This is a genomic window from Gilliamella sp. B3482 (genome assembly GCF_026536805.1).
Lineage (GTDB): Bacteria > Pseudomonadota > Gammaproteobacteria > Enterobacterales > Orbaceae > Gilliamella > Gilliamella apicola_E.
In genome coordinates, this window is sequence record NZ_JAFNNL010000001.1 from 639,962 (window position 1) to 656,023 (window position 16,062).

The window sequence follows — 16,062 nt, forward strand, 5'->3', positions numbered from 1 at the left end:
TTCTTCATAATCAAAAATTAGCATAAATAAAATATGGCACTCCAGATGGTGCAAAATAGATAGTTAGCCATAATATAAATATAAAAATGATAGGCAAATAAATCCTATTTATTTTGCTAAGTTGTAAAGCACACCAATCAGGAATATTTTTAAATAATGGGTATAACAAAAATATGACACATATACTTAGAAATACCTCAATATAATGTGACTCAATTAAAAAGTTATGACCTAGAGCCGTCAAATAATCTAATGCGTCAGGTAAGCTTGCACAATAAAAAAATAACCAAGTAAAACAGATATAATGCCAAGTAATTAATCTAGCAATAATTGGGGAACGTTGAGTAATCCAACCTCTCCCCATATAACAATCTAATATATTAAGAACAATAATCCCCAAACCATGACATCCCCCCCAAATAACAAAATTAATCCCCGCGCCATGCCATAAACCTGACAATAACATAGCTGACATAACATTAATTTGAGTGCGAATAAAACCACGACGATTACCACCAAGAGGGATATAAATATAATCGCGAATCCAATGAGATAAACTAATATGCCAACGTTCCCAAAATTCGCGGACATTACAGGCTAAATAAGGAAAGTTGAAGTTGATAGGAAGTCGAAAACCTAATAATAAAGCAATACCTGTAACAAGGTCGGTATAACCAGAAAAATTCAGGTAAATGTGTATAGCATAACCGTATAAGCCTACCAATAAATCAAGAGTACTGTATTCTAATGGATTTGAAAAAATCGGAGTTATCCAGTTTTCGCTAATTAATCCACCTAAACAATAAACTTTTATCACAGCCAGAATAATTAATGTAAATGCCCGAAAGGGTTCTAAAATCTCTCTAGGTTGACTAACCAAAATTTGTGGAATAAATGTTTTTGCTCGATTAATTGGACCCGCAATTATACAAGGAAAAAAGGATAAAAATAAGGCAAAATCCCAGAATTTAGCAACAGGTAATTCTTTCTTTTTTATCGAAACTAAATAGCTTACCGAGTGGAACGTATAAAAGGAGATGCCTATTGGAATAAAAATGGTTATTGCTGGCAATAATATAGATAAATTTAGATAGTTAAGCAATGACTGTAATTCATATCGAAAAAAATCAAAATATTTGAACAATGCTAAATTGATTATTGCGGCACTTAATCCTAAAACCAGCCATATTTTTGCGTGTTGTTTAGACGTTGCAATCATTATTGAAAAGAAATAAATCACGCAAGTGTAGCTAAAAAGGATAACAGCAAATTGAACACTATAACTAGCAACAATAAGGTAACTTGAAATCAAAAGTAAATTATTTTGGAATTTTGGTAATAATCTAAAAGCCCAATATATAGCAAAGAGAACTACAAAAATTAGACCAAACTCAATTGATAAATAACTCACTGCAATCCTTTCATATGTAAATCTACTATTGACCTAAAATTTTATTATTCTATAAAGTCTATTTCTGATACCCAATTAATTGTGATTGAGCAAGAACATTATAGACAATCAACTCCCTATTTAACCCATTTATCGATAACAAGTTTTTTGCCTTTAACCACAGTTGATAAAGCGAAATAATTTCATCATTACTTTTTGTGGCAAGTAGCCTAACTAACGGAACCTGATCACGATTCACAATATATCGACCAACTTTCTGTTTAGCTTTTAATGCATCACCTAGCAATGCACAAAACCAAGTGATGCGCTCAAAAAATTCCTCATGATTAAATGTCTTTGCTAATTGCCAAAAATTGTTTTGTGGCAAGACTTTTAACAAGTTTTCACAAAATAATTTTCGTTGTTGCCAATTTTCGGGTTGCAACAAAAGAGCTGCATTTAGTGGCGCATTTTCACTCAATAACAGAGCAGTGGCAAGCTCATTATCACTGTATAAATCATTATGTATCTTTTTTAACCAATTAATAGATTCTTCTATTTTGGGTATTTTTAAAAAATAACAAAAACAACGGCTATGAATTGTAGGTAAAAATTGACTATTATGGTTATCACTTAAAATAAAATAGGTATTTTCTGGAGGTTCTTCTAACGTTTTAAGCAATGCATTTGCAGCGGCTTCTGTCATAAAAGCAGCATGTCTAATCCAGATGACCTTATTACCGCCCTGTTGGGATTTTTCATAGATTTTTGTAGAAATATTCCGTATTTGATCAATACCAATCGATTGTTTTCCCTGTTCATTTGTTATTTGGTAATAATCAGGATGATGTTGAGATAAAAATAACTGACAACTATGACATTTACCGCATGGTTCCAACTGTTTTGAAGATTGACAGAGTAATCGATTAGCTATTAAGTTGATTAATTCTTCTTCGCCACTACCTTGAATATAATTAATTAACAAAGCATGATGAGCACGATGATTAACAATCGTTTCTGCTAACTGTTCAAAAGGTAATTTAAGCCATGGATATTCGTTGAAAATCATAAAATCGAAACCTAATTTGTTAACCATGAATTTAATGTTGTTTCAATTTGAGCTGTCACTTCTGTAATTGATTTTGATGCATCAATAGTAATGATAGTGTTATCATTTTCAGCTAACTCTAAATAACGCTGACGAATTCGCTCAAAAAAAGGTAGTGATTGTTGTTCAATACGATCAAGTTGCCCTCGAGATCTTGCCCTCATCAATCCAAGTTCTGGAGAAATATCTAAATACAACGTTAAGTCTGGTTTAAAATTACCTAAAACCTGAGAGTGTAGTGTTTCGATAAAAACTCTATCTAACTCTCGTCCACCACCTTGATAAGCTTGAGTAGATAAATCATGTCGATCACCAATGACCCATTTCCCCATTTTCAGTGCAGGTTTAATCACGTTATCAACTAATTGAATACGCGCAGCATATAACATAAGCAATTCAGCTTTATCAGTTAATGGCTCATTATCTAAACCATTTTTAATAATATTACGCAATGCTTCAGCAATCGGTGTACCACCCGGTTCACGAGTAAATTGCAGATCGCAAATATGATGTTGATTCAAAACACGCGCAACAGTATTTATGGCAGTCGTTTTACCGGCGCCTTCCAAACCTTCGATGACAATAAATTTGCCTGTCATACTTATTTCCTAAACTAATTAAGCTGATGAACGAGTAAACATTGCACTATTGTACGCTATTTTTACCAATTATTTTAGTTCGTATCGTAAATACCTTGTTAATACTTATCAAATATGAGTACTTTTTGATATATCGACAAAGTAGAACATCCTGTTTACTTATTAGCAATTCGTTTATAACATCGAAATAAATCAAAATAGTTTGATGTTGTCCATTAATTGGAAAATCATTGAGTATATGAACTTTGTATTTATTGCCTTCTAGAAAAGAGATATCGATTGATATTTTTCACTCACTTATCATTTGTTTAATAAACAATTCATAGTAGTATTAATTAGTATTTAAAACTGTGTTGCGAAAGAAAATAAAGTTTTTAGATTATAAAATCATTAGACGGGTTTCCAACCATACCTGAACAAGAATATAAAAAGAAAATTAATCTGGAATGCCAAAGAATGAAAAAAATACTCCTACTATTAGTCACATTTATGTCAATAGTAACATTAACCAGTTGCAACAAAACACCCTTAGAAAAAGTAGCCGAATGTATAGAACAAAATCACCCTAAAATTATAAAACTCTCTGATTATACTAATTTTAAATGGGATGAAGCATGGTTAATCTATGGAAATGTTGGTGTAAGTTATTTAAACTTCATGAGAGATCAAAATATTAATGTGGAGAGAATAGATGATACCATCAAAATGTGGAAGGAATTTTCAAATACTATAGTGTACATATATAATAAAAAAGTTGTTTATTACGAATTCCCTCCGGATAATAGGGATGGCGAGATTTTTGGTTTTGCCGAGCCATTTTCACTTTTAGATTTTAATTTAGAAAGAGGACAAATTATAGTTCTTTCAAGTAATAATTCTGAGTGTGAAGTAAAAGGCAAAACATTAATCCCCATTAAGCCAATTAAGATCTATGAAAATATGGATAAAAAACTGAAATAAACTGCTAACAAATTGTTTTAAACAATTTAGAGATTAAACAAGAAGACATTGTCTGGTTTATGGCCATACCTAAAGCAAAAGAATATTAAGAAATAAAAAATGAATAAAATAATAATACTATCAGTAATAACATTCATATCAATAGTAACATTAACCAGTTGCAACAAAACACCTTTAGAAAAGGTTTTAAAAGATGTAAAAAACAATCATCCTAAAACCATAACCTTATCTGATTATACTAATTTTAAATGGGATGAAGTTTGGTTAATCAGTGGCAGTATTAGTGGAATGTACATTACGTTAATGCGAGAACAAAATATTGATGTCAAAAAAGTGGAAATGGCTGATGATAATCCTGACTTTGGAAGAACTCAAGAATTCTCTAATACAGTTGTATATATCTATAATAACAGAGTAGTTTATTACGAATTTCCTCCAGATGCCAGGGATTATGTGGGTTTAGCTTCAGAAGGAGCATTAGCTCTTTTAGATTTTAAACTAGAAAGAGGACAGATAATGGTTGTTTCCAGTAATAATTCTGAGTTTGAAGTAAAAGGCAAAAAATTAATCCCCATTAAGCCAATTAAGATCTATGAAAAAATGGATGAAAAATTGAAATAAACCGATAATGAATTATCAGACAAAGTGTTGATTATTATCATGAACATGGCTTATGGAAATCGAAAAAAACAGGAAGTGGAAAATGGCAAGCAGTCCAAACCAAGTTATCGAATAAATAATACAACGCACTCAAACTAGCTGTTAACCTAATGAATCGTTATGGGTACTATGAAAATACTTTCGATTTGTTTTAAGCAATTTAGAGGTTAAACAAGAAGACATAGTCTGGTTTATGGCCATACCTAAAGCATAAGAATATTAAGAAATAAAAAATGAATAAAATAATAATACTATTAGTAATAACATTCATATTAATAGTAACATTAACCAGTTGCAATAGTGAAAGACCTTTAGAAAAAGCATTAAAAGATATAGAAGAAAATCACCCTCAAACCATAAAACTCTCTGATTATACCAATTTTAAATGGGATGAAGTTTGGTTAATCTATGGCAATATTAGCGGACGTTATATTACATTAATGCGGGAACAAAATATTAATGTTAAGAAAGTAGAATTTTCTGATAAAAATCCTAATTTTGGTAAATATCAAGAGCATTCTGATGCTGTAGTGTATGTATATAATAAAAAAGTTGTCTATTACGAATTTCCTCCGGATAACAGGGACAGGGAGTTTTCTCTTTTAGGTTTTGTAGAACCATATGCACTTTTAGATTTTAACTTAGAAAGAGGACAGATAATGGTTGTTTCCAGTAATAATTCTGAGTTTGAAGTAAAAGGCAAAACATTAATCCCCATTAAGCCAATTAAGATCTATGAAAATATGGATAAAAAACTGAAATAAACTGCTAACAAATTGTTTTAAACAATTTAGAGGTTAAACAAGAAGACATAGTCTGGTTTATGACCATACCTAAAGCAAAAAAATATTAAGAAATTAGAAATGAATAAAATAATAATACTATTAGTGATAACATTCATATCAATAGTAACATTAACCAGTTGCAACAGTGAAAGACCTTTAGAAAAAGCATTAAAAGATATAGAAGAAAATCACCCTCAAACCATAACACTCTCTGATTATACTAATTTTAAATGGGATGAAGTTTGGTTAATCAGTGGCAGTATTAGTGGACTTTATATTACATTAATGCGGGAACAAAATATTGATGTCAAAAAAGTAGAATTTTCTGATGAGAATCCTGACTTTGGAATAGCTCAACATCTTTCTAATACAGTTGTATACGTATATAATAAAAAAGTTGTCTATTACGAATTTCCTCCGGATAACAGGGATAGGGAGTTTTCTCTTTTAGGTTTTGTAGAACCATATGCACTTTTAGATTTTAACTTAGAAAGAGGGCAGATAATAGTTGTTTCCAGTAATAATTCTGAGTTTGAAGTAAAAGATAAAACATTAATCCCCATTAAGCCAATTAAGATCTACGAAAACATGGATAAAAAATTGAAATGATACCTAATGAATTAACAATTCTAGATATTCTGAAAATTTCAAATGCCATGATTTTTATATTTACTTATTGAAATATTATCCCCAATTAAAAAATATAAAAATCTATCGTACACAATTTAGTTTTTATGATATCTAGTGTTTAATCATACTAATTATCTGCTTAAAGGTAATTTGTTAATCTCGCAACAATGCGATATAGATTTCTTTTATACTTAATATGAATTAAGCCTAACGCACTTTCTGCCTAGTGTTGATAAGTAAAAAACCGATATCATTCGTGACTTTAATTTGACGATATTAATCACTTAGTGTTTATAATACTAAAATGAACATTGATCGCTTAAAAGATTAATAACGTGATAATACTACCTCCATTGAGAATGTTATGATTAAAAAGAATAATGATAATTACCAATCAAATACTAAGTTAATTAATACTAACAATCAGCCTGAACATATTAATTTATCAAAAAAACAGGCGCGATTTTTTTCAATTGTTAATAAATTAACCCCTTTTTCCATGATTTGGGTAAGTATAATATTGATGTATGGGGTTATTTGTATGTACACAAACGCAATGGGGCAAGACGAGTTTTATCGTTTTATCTTTTTCTTGCAAAAGCCTTTAGTTGTTGTCATCAATTCTATTGCTTTATTACTTGCTTTATTTCATTCAATTAATTGGTTTAGATTAATACCAAAAGTTATTTTTAAGCAAGATTCGCATAAAAAGGGTAAAGTATATTTACTTATTATTGGCTTTTGGTGTGTAACACTTTTACTTTCATATTACTTACTATTATTGATTATTAAATAAGTGGTGTTTGATTAATGAAAAAACAAGAAAATCAACCAATACGCTCTGATTCAACAGTGGCAAAAGGACTATTTGCTTTAGGTGGACTTTGGGCAGCTATTTTTGCTCCCGTGGTATTGGGTATCATTGCATTTATTATCCCTTTTGGGGATGCAATAACGCGTTCATCAATTCTTAAATTGGCCAACACTGAATTAGGCAAATTATTTTTATGCTTAATGATTTCGCTACCAATTTGGTGTGGATTACAACAGATTCTAACTTTGCTTCATCATTTCAACATACATCCAAAACGAGAAAAGCTACTAACTTTCTGTTTAGCATTCGCATGGACTGCTCATGCAATTTATATTTTATTTGTCAGAGCCTAAAGCTACTTTGATATTAATTTATTGGCGCTATCGATTACTTTTGATAACGCCATTTAAATTTGATTAATAATAGGTAATTTGTCGAACAATATTAGTCTGTTTGTTTTTTCTATTTTGTTTAGACTGACTTGCACTAAGCCAATCATTTTTTTCATTAAAAGTTAAGAAATCGGTTATATAATTTGTTGTATCTTTACCCACCATTGAATAAGCTGAATGAATGGCAATTAATCGGTTAATTTCATCAAATTGGTAAGAAAAATTACTTTCATTTTGGGTTTTATTACTATATTGCGCTGACACTTTTGCTAATTGATGGTTTTGGTAAGTAAATGAATATACCGAAGCACCTTTTTGAACAGCTCCGACTACATCTCCATTAGCATTCAACTCTTTTAGCTGCCATTGAACATTTTTATTAACTAAACAATTGTTATTATCAAACTGATAATTGTCATTCTCAATAAATGTAAAATCAGGAGCCTTCTTTATTTGTTCCGACGCAATAATACGGCCTTTTTCATCTGTTTTGAATTGAATCGTACTGTTAGTTTTATCTTCAATATCTTGAATAACATTTTGCCAACCAAATTCCGTTTTTTGTAGATGCTCAGAATAAAGTTTTTCATTTTTATCAGAATAAAGGTCGTAATGACTTTCAGTAATTAAGCCATTGGAATCATAATTTAAACTATGTTTCGCAATTGAACGGATCGCACCTGTATCTGATGTGATTGTTGAAGTTCTAACTTCTTGTTTTATACCTTTAGCTTTAGAATCAATAAAATCTAATATTTTGAAGATATAATTATTTGCCTCAACTTTATTTTGCTCAACATCATCAGAACACGTTAATGCCATGACATTTATTGAGACAAATGATAAACATGAAGCAGTTAAAAATCGGAATACTCGTTTTTGCATAATTAACCTGTTTAATCTTTTTTACTAAATTAAATTTTTAATTATGGCCTATACCTAAGCCGTATAAATTTATTTTTTGCGCATTAACAATGCATCTTCCCAATTGACCTTTTTTTCTTCTTCACCATCATGCTTTTCAACCTTTTCTATATTTTCTTCTGTTTCAGCTTTCTGCGTTTTTTCCAGAATATCAGCATGAATTAGGGTTTTAGTTGCTTTTCTAGGTGGTTTATCTAAAAACGAAAGCAAATCTTTCGTATAGTCAGTTTCAGGCGTATAGAAGATTTGTTCACGAGAGCCTTGTTCAATAATTTTTCCCTCTTTCATCACAACAATTTGGTGGCAGAAAGAATAAACTAAGGCAAGATCATGACTAATAAATAGATAACTAAGGTGGTGTTTTTCTTGCAATGATTTAAGCAAATTAATTATTTGCTCTTGAATAGTATGATCTAATGAAGAAGTTGGCTCATCTAAAATCAATAATTCTGGTTGTAAGATTAAAGCTCTAGCAATGGCAATTCGTTGTCGTTGTCCGCCAGAAAATTCATTAGGGTAACGAAAACGCATTTCAGGCTCTAATCCAACTTCTTGCATAATATCAATCACGGCTTGTTCACGCTCTGTTTTACTCAATTTCTTATGAGTAATTAAGCCTTCACTAATAATTTGTTCAACGTTTAAGCGCGGATTAAGTGAAGAGTATGGGTCTTGAAATACCACTTGGATTCGGCTGCGAAACGGTAATAATTTTTTAGCGGATAAATTCTGTATAGGATGGCTATCGAATAAAATATCACCTTGTGATTGAATTAAACGCAAAATAGCTAGTGCAGTAGTACTTTTACCTGATCCTGACTCGCCAACTATACCCACAGTTTCACCTTGGTGCACCGTGAAGCCAATATTATCAACAATTTTCTTCTTTTTACTACTAAATAATCGTTTTTGCGCGATAACTTCAACATTCAGATGATTAACACTGAGCAATATACCCGGTGTATCAGGTAAAGGAACGGGTTCACCACTAGGTTGTGAATTTAATAATGTTTGGGTATATTCTTGTTGAGGGCGCAAAAAAATGCGTTGTTTATTATTGAATTCAACAATTTGCCCATTTTGCATTACTGCCACTTTATCTGCCAGTTTTTTTACAATCCCCAAATTATGTGAAATAAATAGCATACTCATATTAAGTTCTTTTTTAAGTTCTTTGAGTAAATCAATAATTTGTGCTTGAACTGAAATATCTAAGGCTGTAGTTGGTTCATCGGCTATTAGTAATTTAGGATGCGTTAAAATTGCCATTGCAATCATGATCCGTTGTCTTTCACCGCCAGACAATTGATGTGGATGAGCAGAAAGTTTAGTTTTAGGCTCTTTGATTCCAACACGATCTAAATATTGTAAAATCTCCCCCCGAGCAACATTACGTCGCATACCACGATGTAATGATAGTACTTCGTAAAGTTGTTTTTCCACTGTATGTAATGGATTAAGTGATACCATTGGTTCTTGGAATATCATACTTATTTCATTACCACGAATTTTGCGTAACTCTTTTTCAGGCGCATGTAATAACGATTTATCCTCAAAAATAATATCGCCAGATGGATAGATCACCTGCTCTTTGGGTAACAATTTTAAGATCGATAGTGCAGTCACACTTTTACCAGAACCAGATTCACCAACTAATGCAACCGTTTCTTGTTCGCCGATATCAAAGCTAATATTTTCGACAATTTGACTTTGTAAGTCTTGACCAGTTTTAAAAGCAATACTTAAATCAACAATCGATAATAAAGGAGAACTCATTTATATACTCCTTTGTTTGGATCAAATGCATCTCTAATTCCTTCACCAATAAAAATTAAAAGTGACAATAATATAGAAATAACTAAAAAAGAACTAATACCGAGCCAAGGTGCTTGTAAATTGTTTTTACCTTGCAGAAGTAATCGACCTAAGGATGGTGAATCAATGGGCAAACCAAAACCTAAAAAATCCAATGCAGTTAGAGTTGAAATTGAACCACAAAGAATAAAAGGTAAATATGTTAATGTCGCAACCATCGCGTTGGGCAACATATGTCGAAACATAATTTTACGATCACTCACTCCCATTGCTTTGGCAGCTCGAATATAATCAAAGTTACGAGTACGTAAAAACTCGGCTCGCACAATACCAACTAAAGCCATCCATCCAAATAATACTGTAATAGCTAATAACCACCAAAAATTGAGTGGTAAGATACTTGCAAGTAGAATAATTACAAATAATTCTGGTAATCCGCTCCAAATTTCAATGAATCGTTGTCCCAATAGGTCGACTTTTCCGCCATAATAACCTTGGATTGCACCGATTAGTACACCAATAATGGAAGTGAAGAAAGTTAAAAATACCGCAAAAAACATCGATATTCTAAATCCGTATAAAATATTGGCTAATACATCAAATCCAGCATCAGTTGTGCCAAGCAAATGCGTTTTAGATGGTGGTGTTGGAAATGTGCTAGCTGTATCATGAATTACAGTATTATAGGTATATCGGAATGGAGGCCAAAATATCCAACCATCTGATTCAATCTTATTTTGTACTGCGGGATCTAAATAATTAGTTTGCGTTTGAAACTGCCCACCAAACTGTGTTTCCGGATAAAAATGAAATATTGGCGAGTAATAGTTATTTTGATACTTGATGAAAATGGGGCGATCATTAAATATAAAATCAGAAAATAGACTTATTATAAATAATATTGAAAATAGCCATAACGAATAATACCCACGTCGATTGCGTTTAAATCGTTGCCAACGTAGCTGATTAATTGAATAGTGCATAGTCATCAGTTGCGAGCCTCAAAGTCAATACGTGGATCAATTAACATATAAGTTAAATCTGATAAAAGTTTAGTGAGTAGGCCAATTAATGTAAATATATATAATGAGCCAAAAATAACAGGATAATCTCGTTGAATAATTGCCTCATACCCTAATAAACCTAATCCTTTAAGTGAAAATATCGCTTCAATAAGTACAGAGCTAGTAAATAAAATTCCGACAAATGAGGTTGGAAAACCCGATACGATAAGTAAGGTTGCATTGCGGAAAACATGTTTATACATAATTTGCCTTTCACTCAAACCTTTAGCTCTAGCAGTCACAACATATTGTTTGCGAATTTCATCTAAGAATGAGTTCTTAGTTAGCATAGTTAATGTTGCAAAACCACTAACCACCATAGCAATAGTTGGTAAGCAAATATGCCAACAATAATCTTTGACTTTGCCCCAAAAATCTAATTGTTCAAAATTATTTGAGATTAATCCTCGAAGCGGGAAAATATCCCAATAACTCCCCCCAGCAAAAAGGACTATTAGCAACACGGCTAATAAAAAAGCGGGTATTGCATAACCAATAATGATTAAAGTACTTGTCCAAAAATCAAATATTGAACCATCTTTAACTGCTTTACGAATCCCTAATGGAATTGAGATTAAATAAATGATTAATGTACTCCATAACCCCAATGAAATAGAAACAGGTAAACTTTTTGCAATTAAACTTAGCACTGATTCACTTTTGAAAAAGCTGTTACCAAAATCAAACTGAATAAATTGTTTCAATGTATTAATGTAGCGTTCCCAGATCGGTTTATCAAAACCATATTGCTTTTCAATCATTGCCACAATTTCAGGATCAAGACCTCGCCCGCCCTGATAATTTGATTGTTTTTTTTCTTCTTTTAATATTGTTGGGCTAGTTTCACTGCCTGGTAACTGTCCTGCTTCTGGTCCATTTTCAATCATAGACAATGCTTGATCAACAGGACCGCCGGGTGCGATTTGTACGATAAAAAAGTTGATCGTCAAAATGATTAGCAATGTTGGAATAATTAGCAATAATCGACGGATAAAATAATTCAGCATATTAGTGTTCTCTATTCTTTGATAAGCTAGCTGCTTTATCTTCATCATACCACCAGCTATCAATTCCAATTGCATAAGTTGGTTGTTGGGTTGGCTGGCCAAATTTATTCCAATATGCATAAAAAGTTTTACTGTTATACCACATTGGAATCATCGGATATTCTTGCGTCAAAATTCGATCTAACGCTCGCCCAAGAGGAATTAATTCCTCCTTGTTCCCAACATTTTTAATTATTTCATTAATAATTGAATCAATTGCCTGATTATGTAGGCCTGAACCATTATATGTAGAGTTTAAATATTCGGTTCCCCAAAAAATCATTAAACTTGAAGATGGATAATCTATCGAACTATAATTACGTGGCATCATATCATAATCACGTTCACGCATTCTGCGATTGATCTGCGCGTAATCAAGTGAGATTATATTCATTTTAATACCTAAACGAGCTAAATTTTGCTGGAAAGGAATGGCATATTTGATGTCATCACCAAGATAAGTTAACAACTCAAATTCAAAAGGTTGTTGGGTTTTAGGATTAATTAATTTACCGTCTTTAATGATCCAACCTGCTTCTTCCAATAATTTAGCAGCTGTTAATAAGTTATTGCGATTAAAACCTTGCCCATCACTTTTAGGAATAGTATAAGCTTCATCAAACGCTTGTTCAGGAATAATATTTTTATAAGGAGTTAACCATTTAAGCTCAAGTTCACTTGGTTTACCTTTAGCGGCATAAATAGTATTTTCAAAAAAGCTAGATGGTCTTTTATAACTATCATAATAAAATGCATGATTTAACCATTCAAAATCAAAAGCTAAGGTAATCGCTTTTCGAACTTTTATATCTTTAAAAAAATCTTTCTGCAAATTAAACGCTAACCATTTAGTATCTACTGCTGTTTCAACGATTTTTTCTTTTTTAATGATATCTTTTGAATCAAAGTATTTTCCTTGATACTGAGTAAACCAATTTTTCGGTTGCCCTTCACCTCGAAAATCATACTCCCCAGCTTTAAAAGCCTCTAAAGCTATACTCGTATCCATATAATAATCGATACGTTTTTCATCAAAATTATTTAGACCTCTATTTACTGGTAAATCTTTTGCCCAATAATCAGGATTTCGCTTATAAACGACATACTGTCCCATTTTATAATCACTAATATAATAAGGTCCGCTACCAATCGGAGGAGCACTTACTGGCTCGGAAAAATTACGATCTTTCCAATAATGTTCAGGAATAACATGCATATTACCAACAAAGGATAGTAATTTTTCACGGTCGGCTTCAGGTAAGTCGACACGAACGCGATAATCGTCTATGGCTTTAACATTTATCCCTTTGTTGTAAACCCGATATTGCGAAACACCTTCAGTCATAAATTTTTGAAAAGTAAATTCCACATCATGTGCGGTTATTGGCTTACCATCTTGAAAACGCGCATTAGGATTAATTTCTACCTCTGCCCAGCGATAACTATCTGAATAAGTGATTGAGGTGGCAATTAGTGGATAAAAACTAGAAATATCATCAGCTGTGGCGGTAAATAGAGAATCATATAAGGAGCCTGAATAATGTTCAGGTGCGCCACGGCTTGCGAAACGATTAAAATTATCAAAAGTACCTATTTCATACAATTTAATAATTCCACCTTTAGGAGCATTGGGATTGACATAGTTAAGATGTTCAAAATTTTCAGGGTATTTAGGTTCACCTAACAATGAAAATATAGTTTTGTGATAAATATGTTCATTAGGTTGAGAAGGCTCAACATTATCAATTGATTCTATAGTCTCAGTTGAGGAATTAACCTCTTCTACCGTCTCGGTTTGCAACGTGAGATTTGAGCCTTCGGCATAAGCAGTCATTGAACAAAGGAATAATCCACTCAAACAGCTTGAGATGAATAACCTCTTAATAATTTTTTTTCTTTGACTAATCATCCTAATTTAGTTCCTGTTTTATCTTCAACCTACCAATATGAGATTTTACTTTAATTGAAAATTTTAAATTATCTAAAGTACTTAAAATAATACATAGTAAGTTAGCTATTTTGCCAAACTTCAATCAAATGAGCAAAACCTAATTAATAAACTTAATAGCTAATCTTAATTACCCCATTAATATTTATCGATATTTGTTTAAGATATATCCTCTTATCGTTAACCGAATATTTTTAGTAGGCAAATGTGATAGCCAATTAAAAAAAGTTGAGGAACGGGGTTTTTGAGTATAAAAATTTAGCAATTTAGCCAATATTCTTTTATTATTCTAATATTAATGGTGATACTCAGCTTCATATTTCAAACAATTGGCTGATAAAAATAGGGATATCCTTTTTAATGTGTGAATCATTTTATCAATATTGGGGAAAGTGCCAACCAGTCGAACAATCAAATGATTATTATCTTTTACCTTACCACAATCTAGATGTCGCCGTGTGTAGATACCATATTGTTAAAAATAATAACTTAAAATTAGGATTTATCACGTCTATATAGAAATAAATTTAATAGTTACGTAAAAAAATCAATTAACATTGATTGGCCAAAGCCAAAATATTTTGGATTGCGGTTTTTGCCTGATGGCTGTTTTTCCAACATGATGATCCGGTTAATAAGGCACCTTTATTCAGTATTTCATCTAAAGTAGTATTACGCAACTTTTCAAATGAATCGAATCCCATCTGTTGTAATCTTTCTATGATTTTATCGCCAACGTATTTTAGTTCTAAAAGGTGTTTCTTTTCTTGTTCTGAAAAAGCCATACAGTTCCTTATCTTTTGGGGAATAAATGTTATGATTTTACTGATTTGAATTTAATTTTTTCCATTTTCTAATTTTAGCTCTAAAGGATTTAAATGGTGCAACAGAATTAATGTGGATAAATCGTGCAACAGTCCATGCTGAAGGAAAAGGTTTAGTCCAATTACGCGTGTCTTTTATGAAAAGTGTACTATCATCTAATGAGTTAATCCAATTATTCCAGATAACAAGTTTCTCATTAAATAATTTAATCAGTTGTTGTAATGAATAATCCTGATAAATCTTATAAAAGTGTTGATATAATGTGCCTAACTGATTCCATTTGTAGCCTTCTGCTGGTAATATTGGGGTTTGTCCAGCAAGTTCAAGATCATCCCAAGACTTAACAAGATCCAACCATCCTAACTGATAAGCAATCATTTGACTTGGAGTTCGATCTACTCCATCTATTAACTTATCTTTATCTAGTTCGGATAATTCGCTGAATTCATCAATAAATAGCTTAGCAGTTTTATTTATCTCATCCAATAGATGCTGTTTGTTTTCATAATTCATCTTATTTATTTGCCTTATTAAAATGTTTCATTTCTTCATTGATAAAATATTTAACTAAGTTAGCATACAATTGTTTAATCACTTCACCATCAAGTCCCAACTCATTAGCCCAAAGCATACGTTGCTCTAACATACTGTTAAAACGAGCTTGAGCCTGCACATCAGTGACATTTTTTTTGAATTGGCTTGCAGCTTTAACATACTCGAACCGAGCGGCTAATAATTGAATTACCAAATGATCTATTCTGTCGATTTCAGCTCGAATATCATTCATATCACGACATTCATTAGCTAATATTTTTGAATGGTATTGAATCATATAGAGTACTCAATAGTGAATTGTTTTGCTATCTTAGCACTAGATATATGTATTTGAAAGAATTTGATTTAAGAAATGGGGAATTGGTGGAGCCAAGGGGGATCGAACCCCTGACCTCAACGCTGCCAGCGTTGCGCTCTCCCAGCTGAGCTATGGCCCCAAATAGGTAAAACTTTGGCTAATAATATGCAACTAGTTAGAGGGTGTCAAATAGTTTGGTATTATTCGCTTAAAAAACAGTCTAATAAAGCTCTGCCAAACCATGACAGA

Annotated in this window: 17 protein-coding genes and 1 tRNA gene; 6 read left to right on the forward strand and 12 right to left on the reverse strand. The window is 31.8% G+C overall.

Translation table 11 applies throughout. The annotated features are described in order from the left end of the window. Positions 1-10: 10 nt before the first annotated feature. Genes J3U18_RS02900 through tmk form a run of 3 tightly spaced genes read right to left on the reverse strand, consistent with a single transcriptional unit; the run spans position 11 to position 3,097 of the window. Positions 11-1,411 (reverse strand): MBOAT family O-acyltransferase, encoded by a 1,401-nt coding sequence (locus J3U18_RS02900; protein ID WP_267352866.1) that lies wholly within the window; start codon positions 1,409-1,411, stop codon positions 11-13. A 58-nt stretch (positions 1,412-1,469) separates the two neighbouring features. Continuing rightward, the gene (gene holB, locus J3U18_RS02905) at positions 1,470-2,459 is read right to left on the reverse strand and encodes a DNA polymerase III subunit delta' (RefSeq protein WP_267352867.1); all 990 of its coding nucleotides are present in this window, start codon (positions 2,457-2,459) and stop codon (positions 1,470-1,472) included. 11 nt (positions 2,460-2,470) lie between these two features. Next, a complete protein-coding gene (tmk, locus tag J3U18_RS02910; RefSeq protein ID WP_065562405.1) occupies positions 2,471-3,097 on the reverse strand; it encodes a dTMP kinase in 627 nt (208 codons plus the stop codon). Between the two features lie 456 nt (positions 3,098-3,553). On the opposite strand from tmk, the gene J3U18_RS02915 reads away from it, so the two are divergent. The 6 genes from J3U18_RS02915 (at position 3,554) to frdD (ending at position 7,299) form a co-directional block, all read left to right on the forward strand. Beyond that, a complete protein-coding gene (locus J3U18_RS02915) occupies positions 3,554-4,057 on the forward strand; it encodes a hypothetical protein (protein WP_267352868.1) in 504 nt (167 codons plus the stop codon). A 99-nt stretch (positions 4,058-4,156) separates the two neighbouring features. Beyond that, complete coding sequence (locus J3U18_RS02920) at positions 4,157-4,678, forward strand: hypothetical protein (RefSeq protein WP_267352870.1); 522 nt, start codon at positions 4,157-4,159, stop codon at positions 4,676-4,678. A 272-nt stretch (positions 4,679-4,950) separates the two neighbouring features. After that, on the forward strand, positions 4,951-5,481 hold the full coding sequence (locus J3U18_RS02925) for a hypothetical protein (RefSeq protein ID WP_267352871.1): 531 nt from the start codon (positions 4,951-4,953) through the stop codon (positions 5,479-5,481). A 99-nt stretch (positions 5,482-5,580) separates the two neighbouring features. Beyond that, a complete protein-coding gene (locus J3U18_RS02930) occupies positions 5,581-6,111 on the forward strand; it encodes a hypothetical protein (protein WP_267352872.1) in 531 nt (176 codons plus the stop codon). 385 nt (positions 6,112-6,496) lie between these two features. After that, positions 6,497-6,928, forward strand: a complete 432-nt coding sequence (locus J3U18_RS02935; protein WP_267352873.1) for a hypothetical protein — start codon at positions 6,497-6,499, stop codon at positions 6,926-6,928. 14 nt (positions 6,929-6,942) lie between these two features. Next, on the forward strand, positions 6,943-7,299 hold the full coding sequence (frdD, locus tag J3U18_RS02940; RefSeq protein WP_220225200.1) for a fumarate reductase subunit FrdD: 357 nt from the start codon (positions 6,943-6,945) through the stop codon (positions 7,297-7,299). A gap of 63 nt (positions 7,300-7,362) precedes the next feature. On the opposite strand, the gene J3U18_RS02945 is transcribed toward frdD, so the two are convergent. The 9 genes from J3U18_RS02945 to J3U18_RS02985 form a co-directional block, all read right to left on the reverse strand. Then, positions 7,363-8,223 (reverse strand): hypothetical protein, encoded by an 861-nt coding sequence (locus J3U18_RS02945; protein WP_267352874.1) that lies wholly within the window; start codon positions 8,221-8,223, stop codon positions 7,363-7,365. A gap of 69 nt (positions 8,224-8,292) precedes the next feature. Then, the gene (gene yejF, locus J3U18_RS02950; protein WP_267352875.1) at positions 8,293-10,038 is read right to left on the reverse strand and encodes a microcin C ABC transporter ATP-binding protein YejF; all 1,746 of its coding nucleotides are present in this window, start codon (positions 10,036-10,038) and stop codon (positions 8,293-8,295) included. Next, a complete protein-coding gene (locus tag J3U18_RS02955; protein ID WP_267352876.1) occupies positions 10,035-11,066 on the reverse strand; it encodes a microcin C ABC transporter permease in 1,032 nt (343 codons plus the stop codon). The genes yejF and J3U18_RS02955 overlap by 4 nt, the downstream gene beginning before the upstream one ends. Beyond that, entirely contained in the window at positions 11,066-12,148 is a 1,083-nt protein-coding gene (locus J3U18_RS02960; protein ID WP_324169784.1) for a microcin C ABC transporter permease YejB, read from the reverse strand. The genes J3U18_RS02955 and J3U18_RS02960 overlap by 1 nt, the downstream gene beginning before the upstream one ends. 1 nt (position 12,149) lies before the next feature. Further along, entirely contained in the window at positions 12,150-14,096 is a 1,947-nt protein-coding gene (locus J3U18_RS02965) for an extracellular solute-binding protein (RefSeq protein WP_267352878.1), read from the reverse strand. Positions 14,097-14,686: 590 nt separating this feature from the next. Beyond that, positions 14,687-14,920, reverse strand: coding sequence for a hypothetical protein (locus J3U18_RS02970; protein WP_267352879.1), 234 nt, complete (start codon positions 14,918-14,920; stop codon positions 14,687-14,689). Between the two features lie 37 nt (positions 14,921-14,957). Continuing rightward, positions 14,958-15,473: a ClbS/DfsB family four-helix bundle protein gene (locus J3U18_RS02975; RefSeq protein WP_267352880.1), complete on the reverse strand. Its 516-nt coding sequence runs from the start codon at positions 15,471-15,473 to the stop codon at positions 14,958-14,960. Between the two features lies 1 nt (position 15,474). Then, positions 15,475-15,792, reverse strand: a complete 318-nt coding sequence (locus J3U18_RS02980) for a chorismate mutase (protein ID WP_065562418.1) — start codon at positions 15,790-15,792, stop codon at positions 15,475-15,477. Between the two features lie 84 nt (positions 15,793-15,876). Then, positions 15,877-15,952: transfer RNA gene (locus J3U18_RS02985), tRNA-Ala, on the reverse strand. Between the last annotated feature and the right edge of the window lie 110 nt (positions 15,953-16,062).

What these genes read in the sequence shown, in the direction of transcription:
- yejF (WP_267352875.1), bottom strand. Translation starts at nt 10,038, where the DNA reads ATGAGTTCTCCTTTATTATCGATTGTTGATTTAAGTATTGCTTTTAAA.
- J3U18_RS02945 (WP_267352874.1), bottom strand. Translation starts at nt 8,223, where the DNA reads ATGCAAAAACGAGTATTCCGATTTTTAACTGCTTCATGTTTATCATTT.
- J3U18_RS02975 (WP_267352880.1), bottom strand. Translation starts at nt 15,473, where the DNA reads ATGAATTATGAAAACAAACAGCATCTATTGGATGAGATAAATAAAACT.
- holB (WP_267352867.1), bottom strand. Translation starts at nt 2,459, where the DNA reads ATGATTTTCAACGAATATCCATGGCTTAAATTACCTTTTGAACAGTTA.
- frdD (WP_220225200.1), top strand. Translation starts at nt 6,943, where the DNA reads ATGAAAAAACAAGAAAATCAACCAATACGCTCTGATTCAACAGTGGCA.
- J3U18_RS02980 (WP_065562418.1), bottom strand. Translation starts at nt 15,792, where the DNA reads ATGATTCAATACCATTCAAAAATATTAGCTAATGAATGTCGTGATATG.
- J3U18_RS02920 (WP_267352870.1), top strand. Translation starts at nt 4,157, where the DNA reads ATGAATAAAATAATAATACTATCAGTAATAACATTCATATCAATAGTA.
- J3U18_RS02955 (WP_267352876.1), bottom strand. Translation starts at nt 11,066, where the DNA reads ATGACTATGCACTATTCAATTAATCAGCTACGTTGGCAACGATTTAAA.
- J3U18_RS02935 (WP_267352873.1), top strand. Translation starts at nt 6,497, where the DNA reads ATGATTAAAAAGAATAATGATAATTACCAATCAAATACTAAGTTAATT.
- J3U18_RS02930 (WP_267352872.1), top strand. Translation starts at nt 5,581, where the DNA reads ATGAATAAAATAATAATACTATTAGTGATAACATTCATATCAATAGTA.
- J3U18_RS02915 (WP_267352868.1), top strand. Translation starts at nt 3,554, where the DNA reads ATGAAAAAAATACTCCTACTATTAGTCACATTTATGTCAATAGTAACA.
- J3U18_RS02960 (WP_324169784.1), bottom strand. Translation starts at nt 12,148, where the DNA reads ATGCTGAATTATTTTATCCGTCGATTATTGCTAATTATTCCAACATTG.
- J3U18_RS02925 (WP_267352871.1), top strand. Translation starts at nt 4,951, where the DNA reads ATGAATAAAATAATAATACTATTAGTAATAACATTCATATTAATAGTA.
- J3U18_RS02965 (WP_267352878.1), bottom strand. Translation starts at nt 14,096, where the DNA reads ATGATTAGTCAAAGAAAAAAAATTATTAAGAGGTTATTCATCTCAAGC.
- tmk (WP_065562405.1), bottom strand. Translation starts at nt 3,097, where the DNA reads ATGACAGGCAAATTTATTGTCATCGAAGGTTTGGAAGGCGCCGGTAAA.
- J3U18_RS02970 (WP_267352879.1), bottom strand. Translation starts at nt 14,920, where the DNA reads ATGGCTTTTTCAGAACAAGAAAAGAAACACCTTTTAGAACTAAAATAC.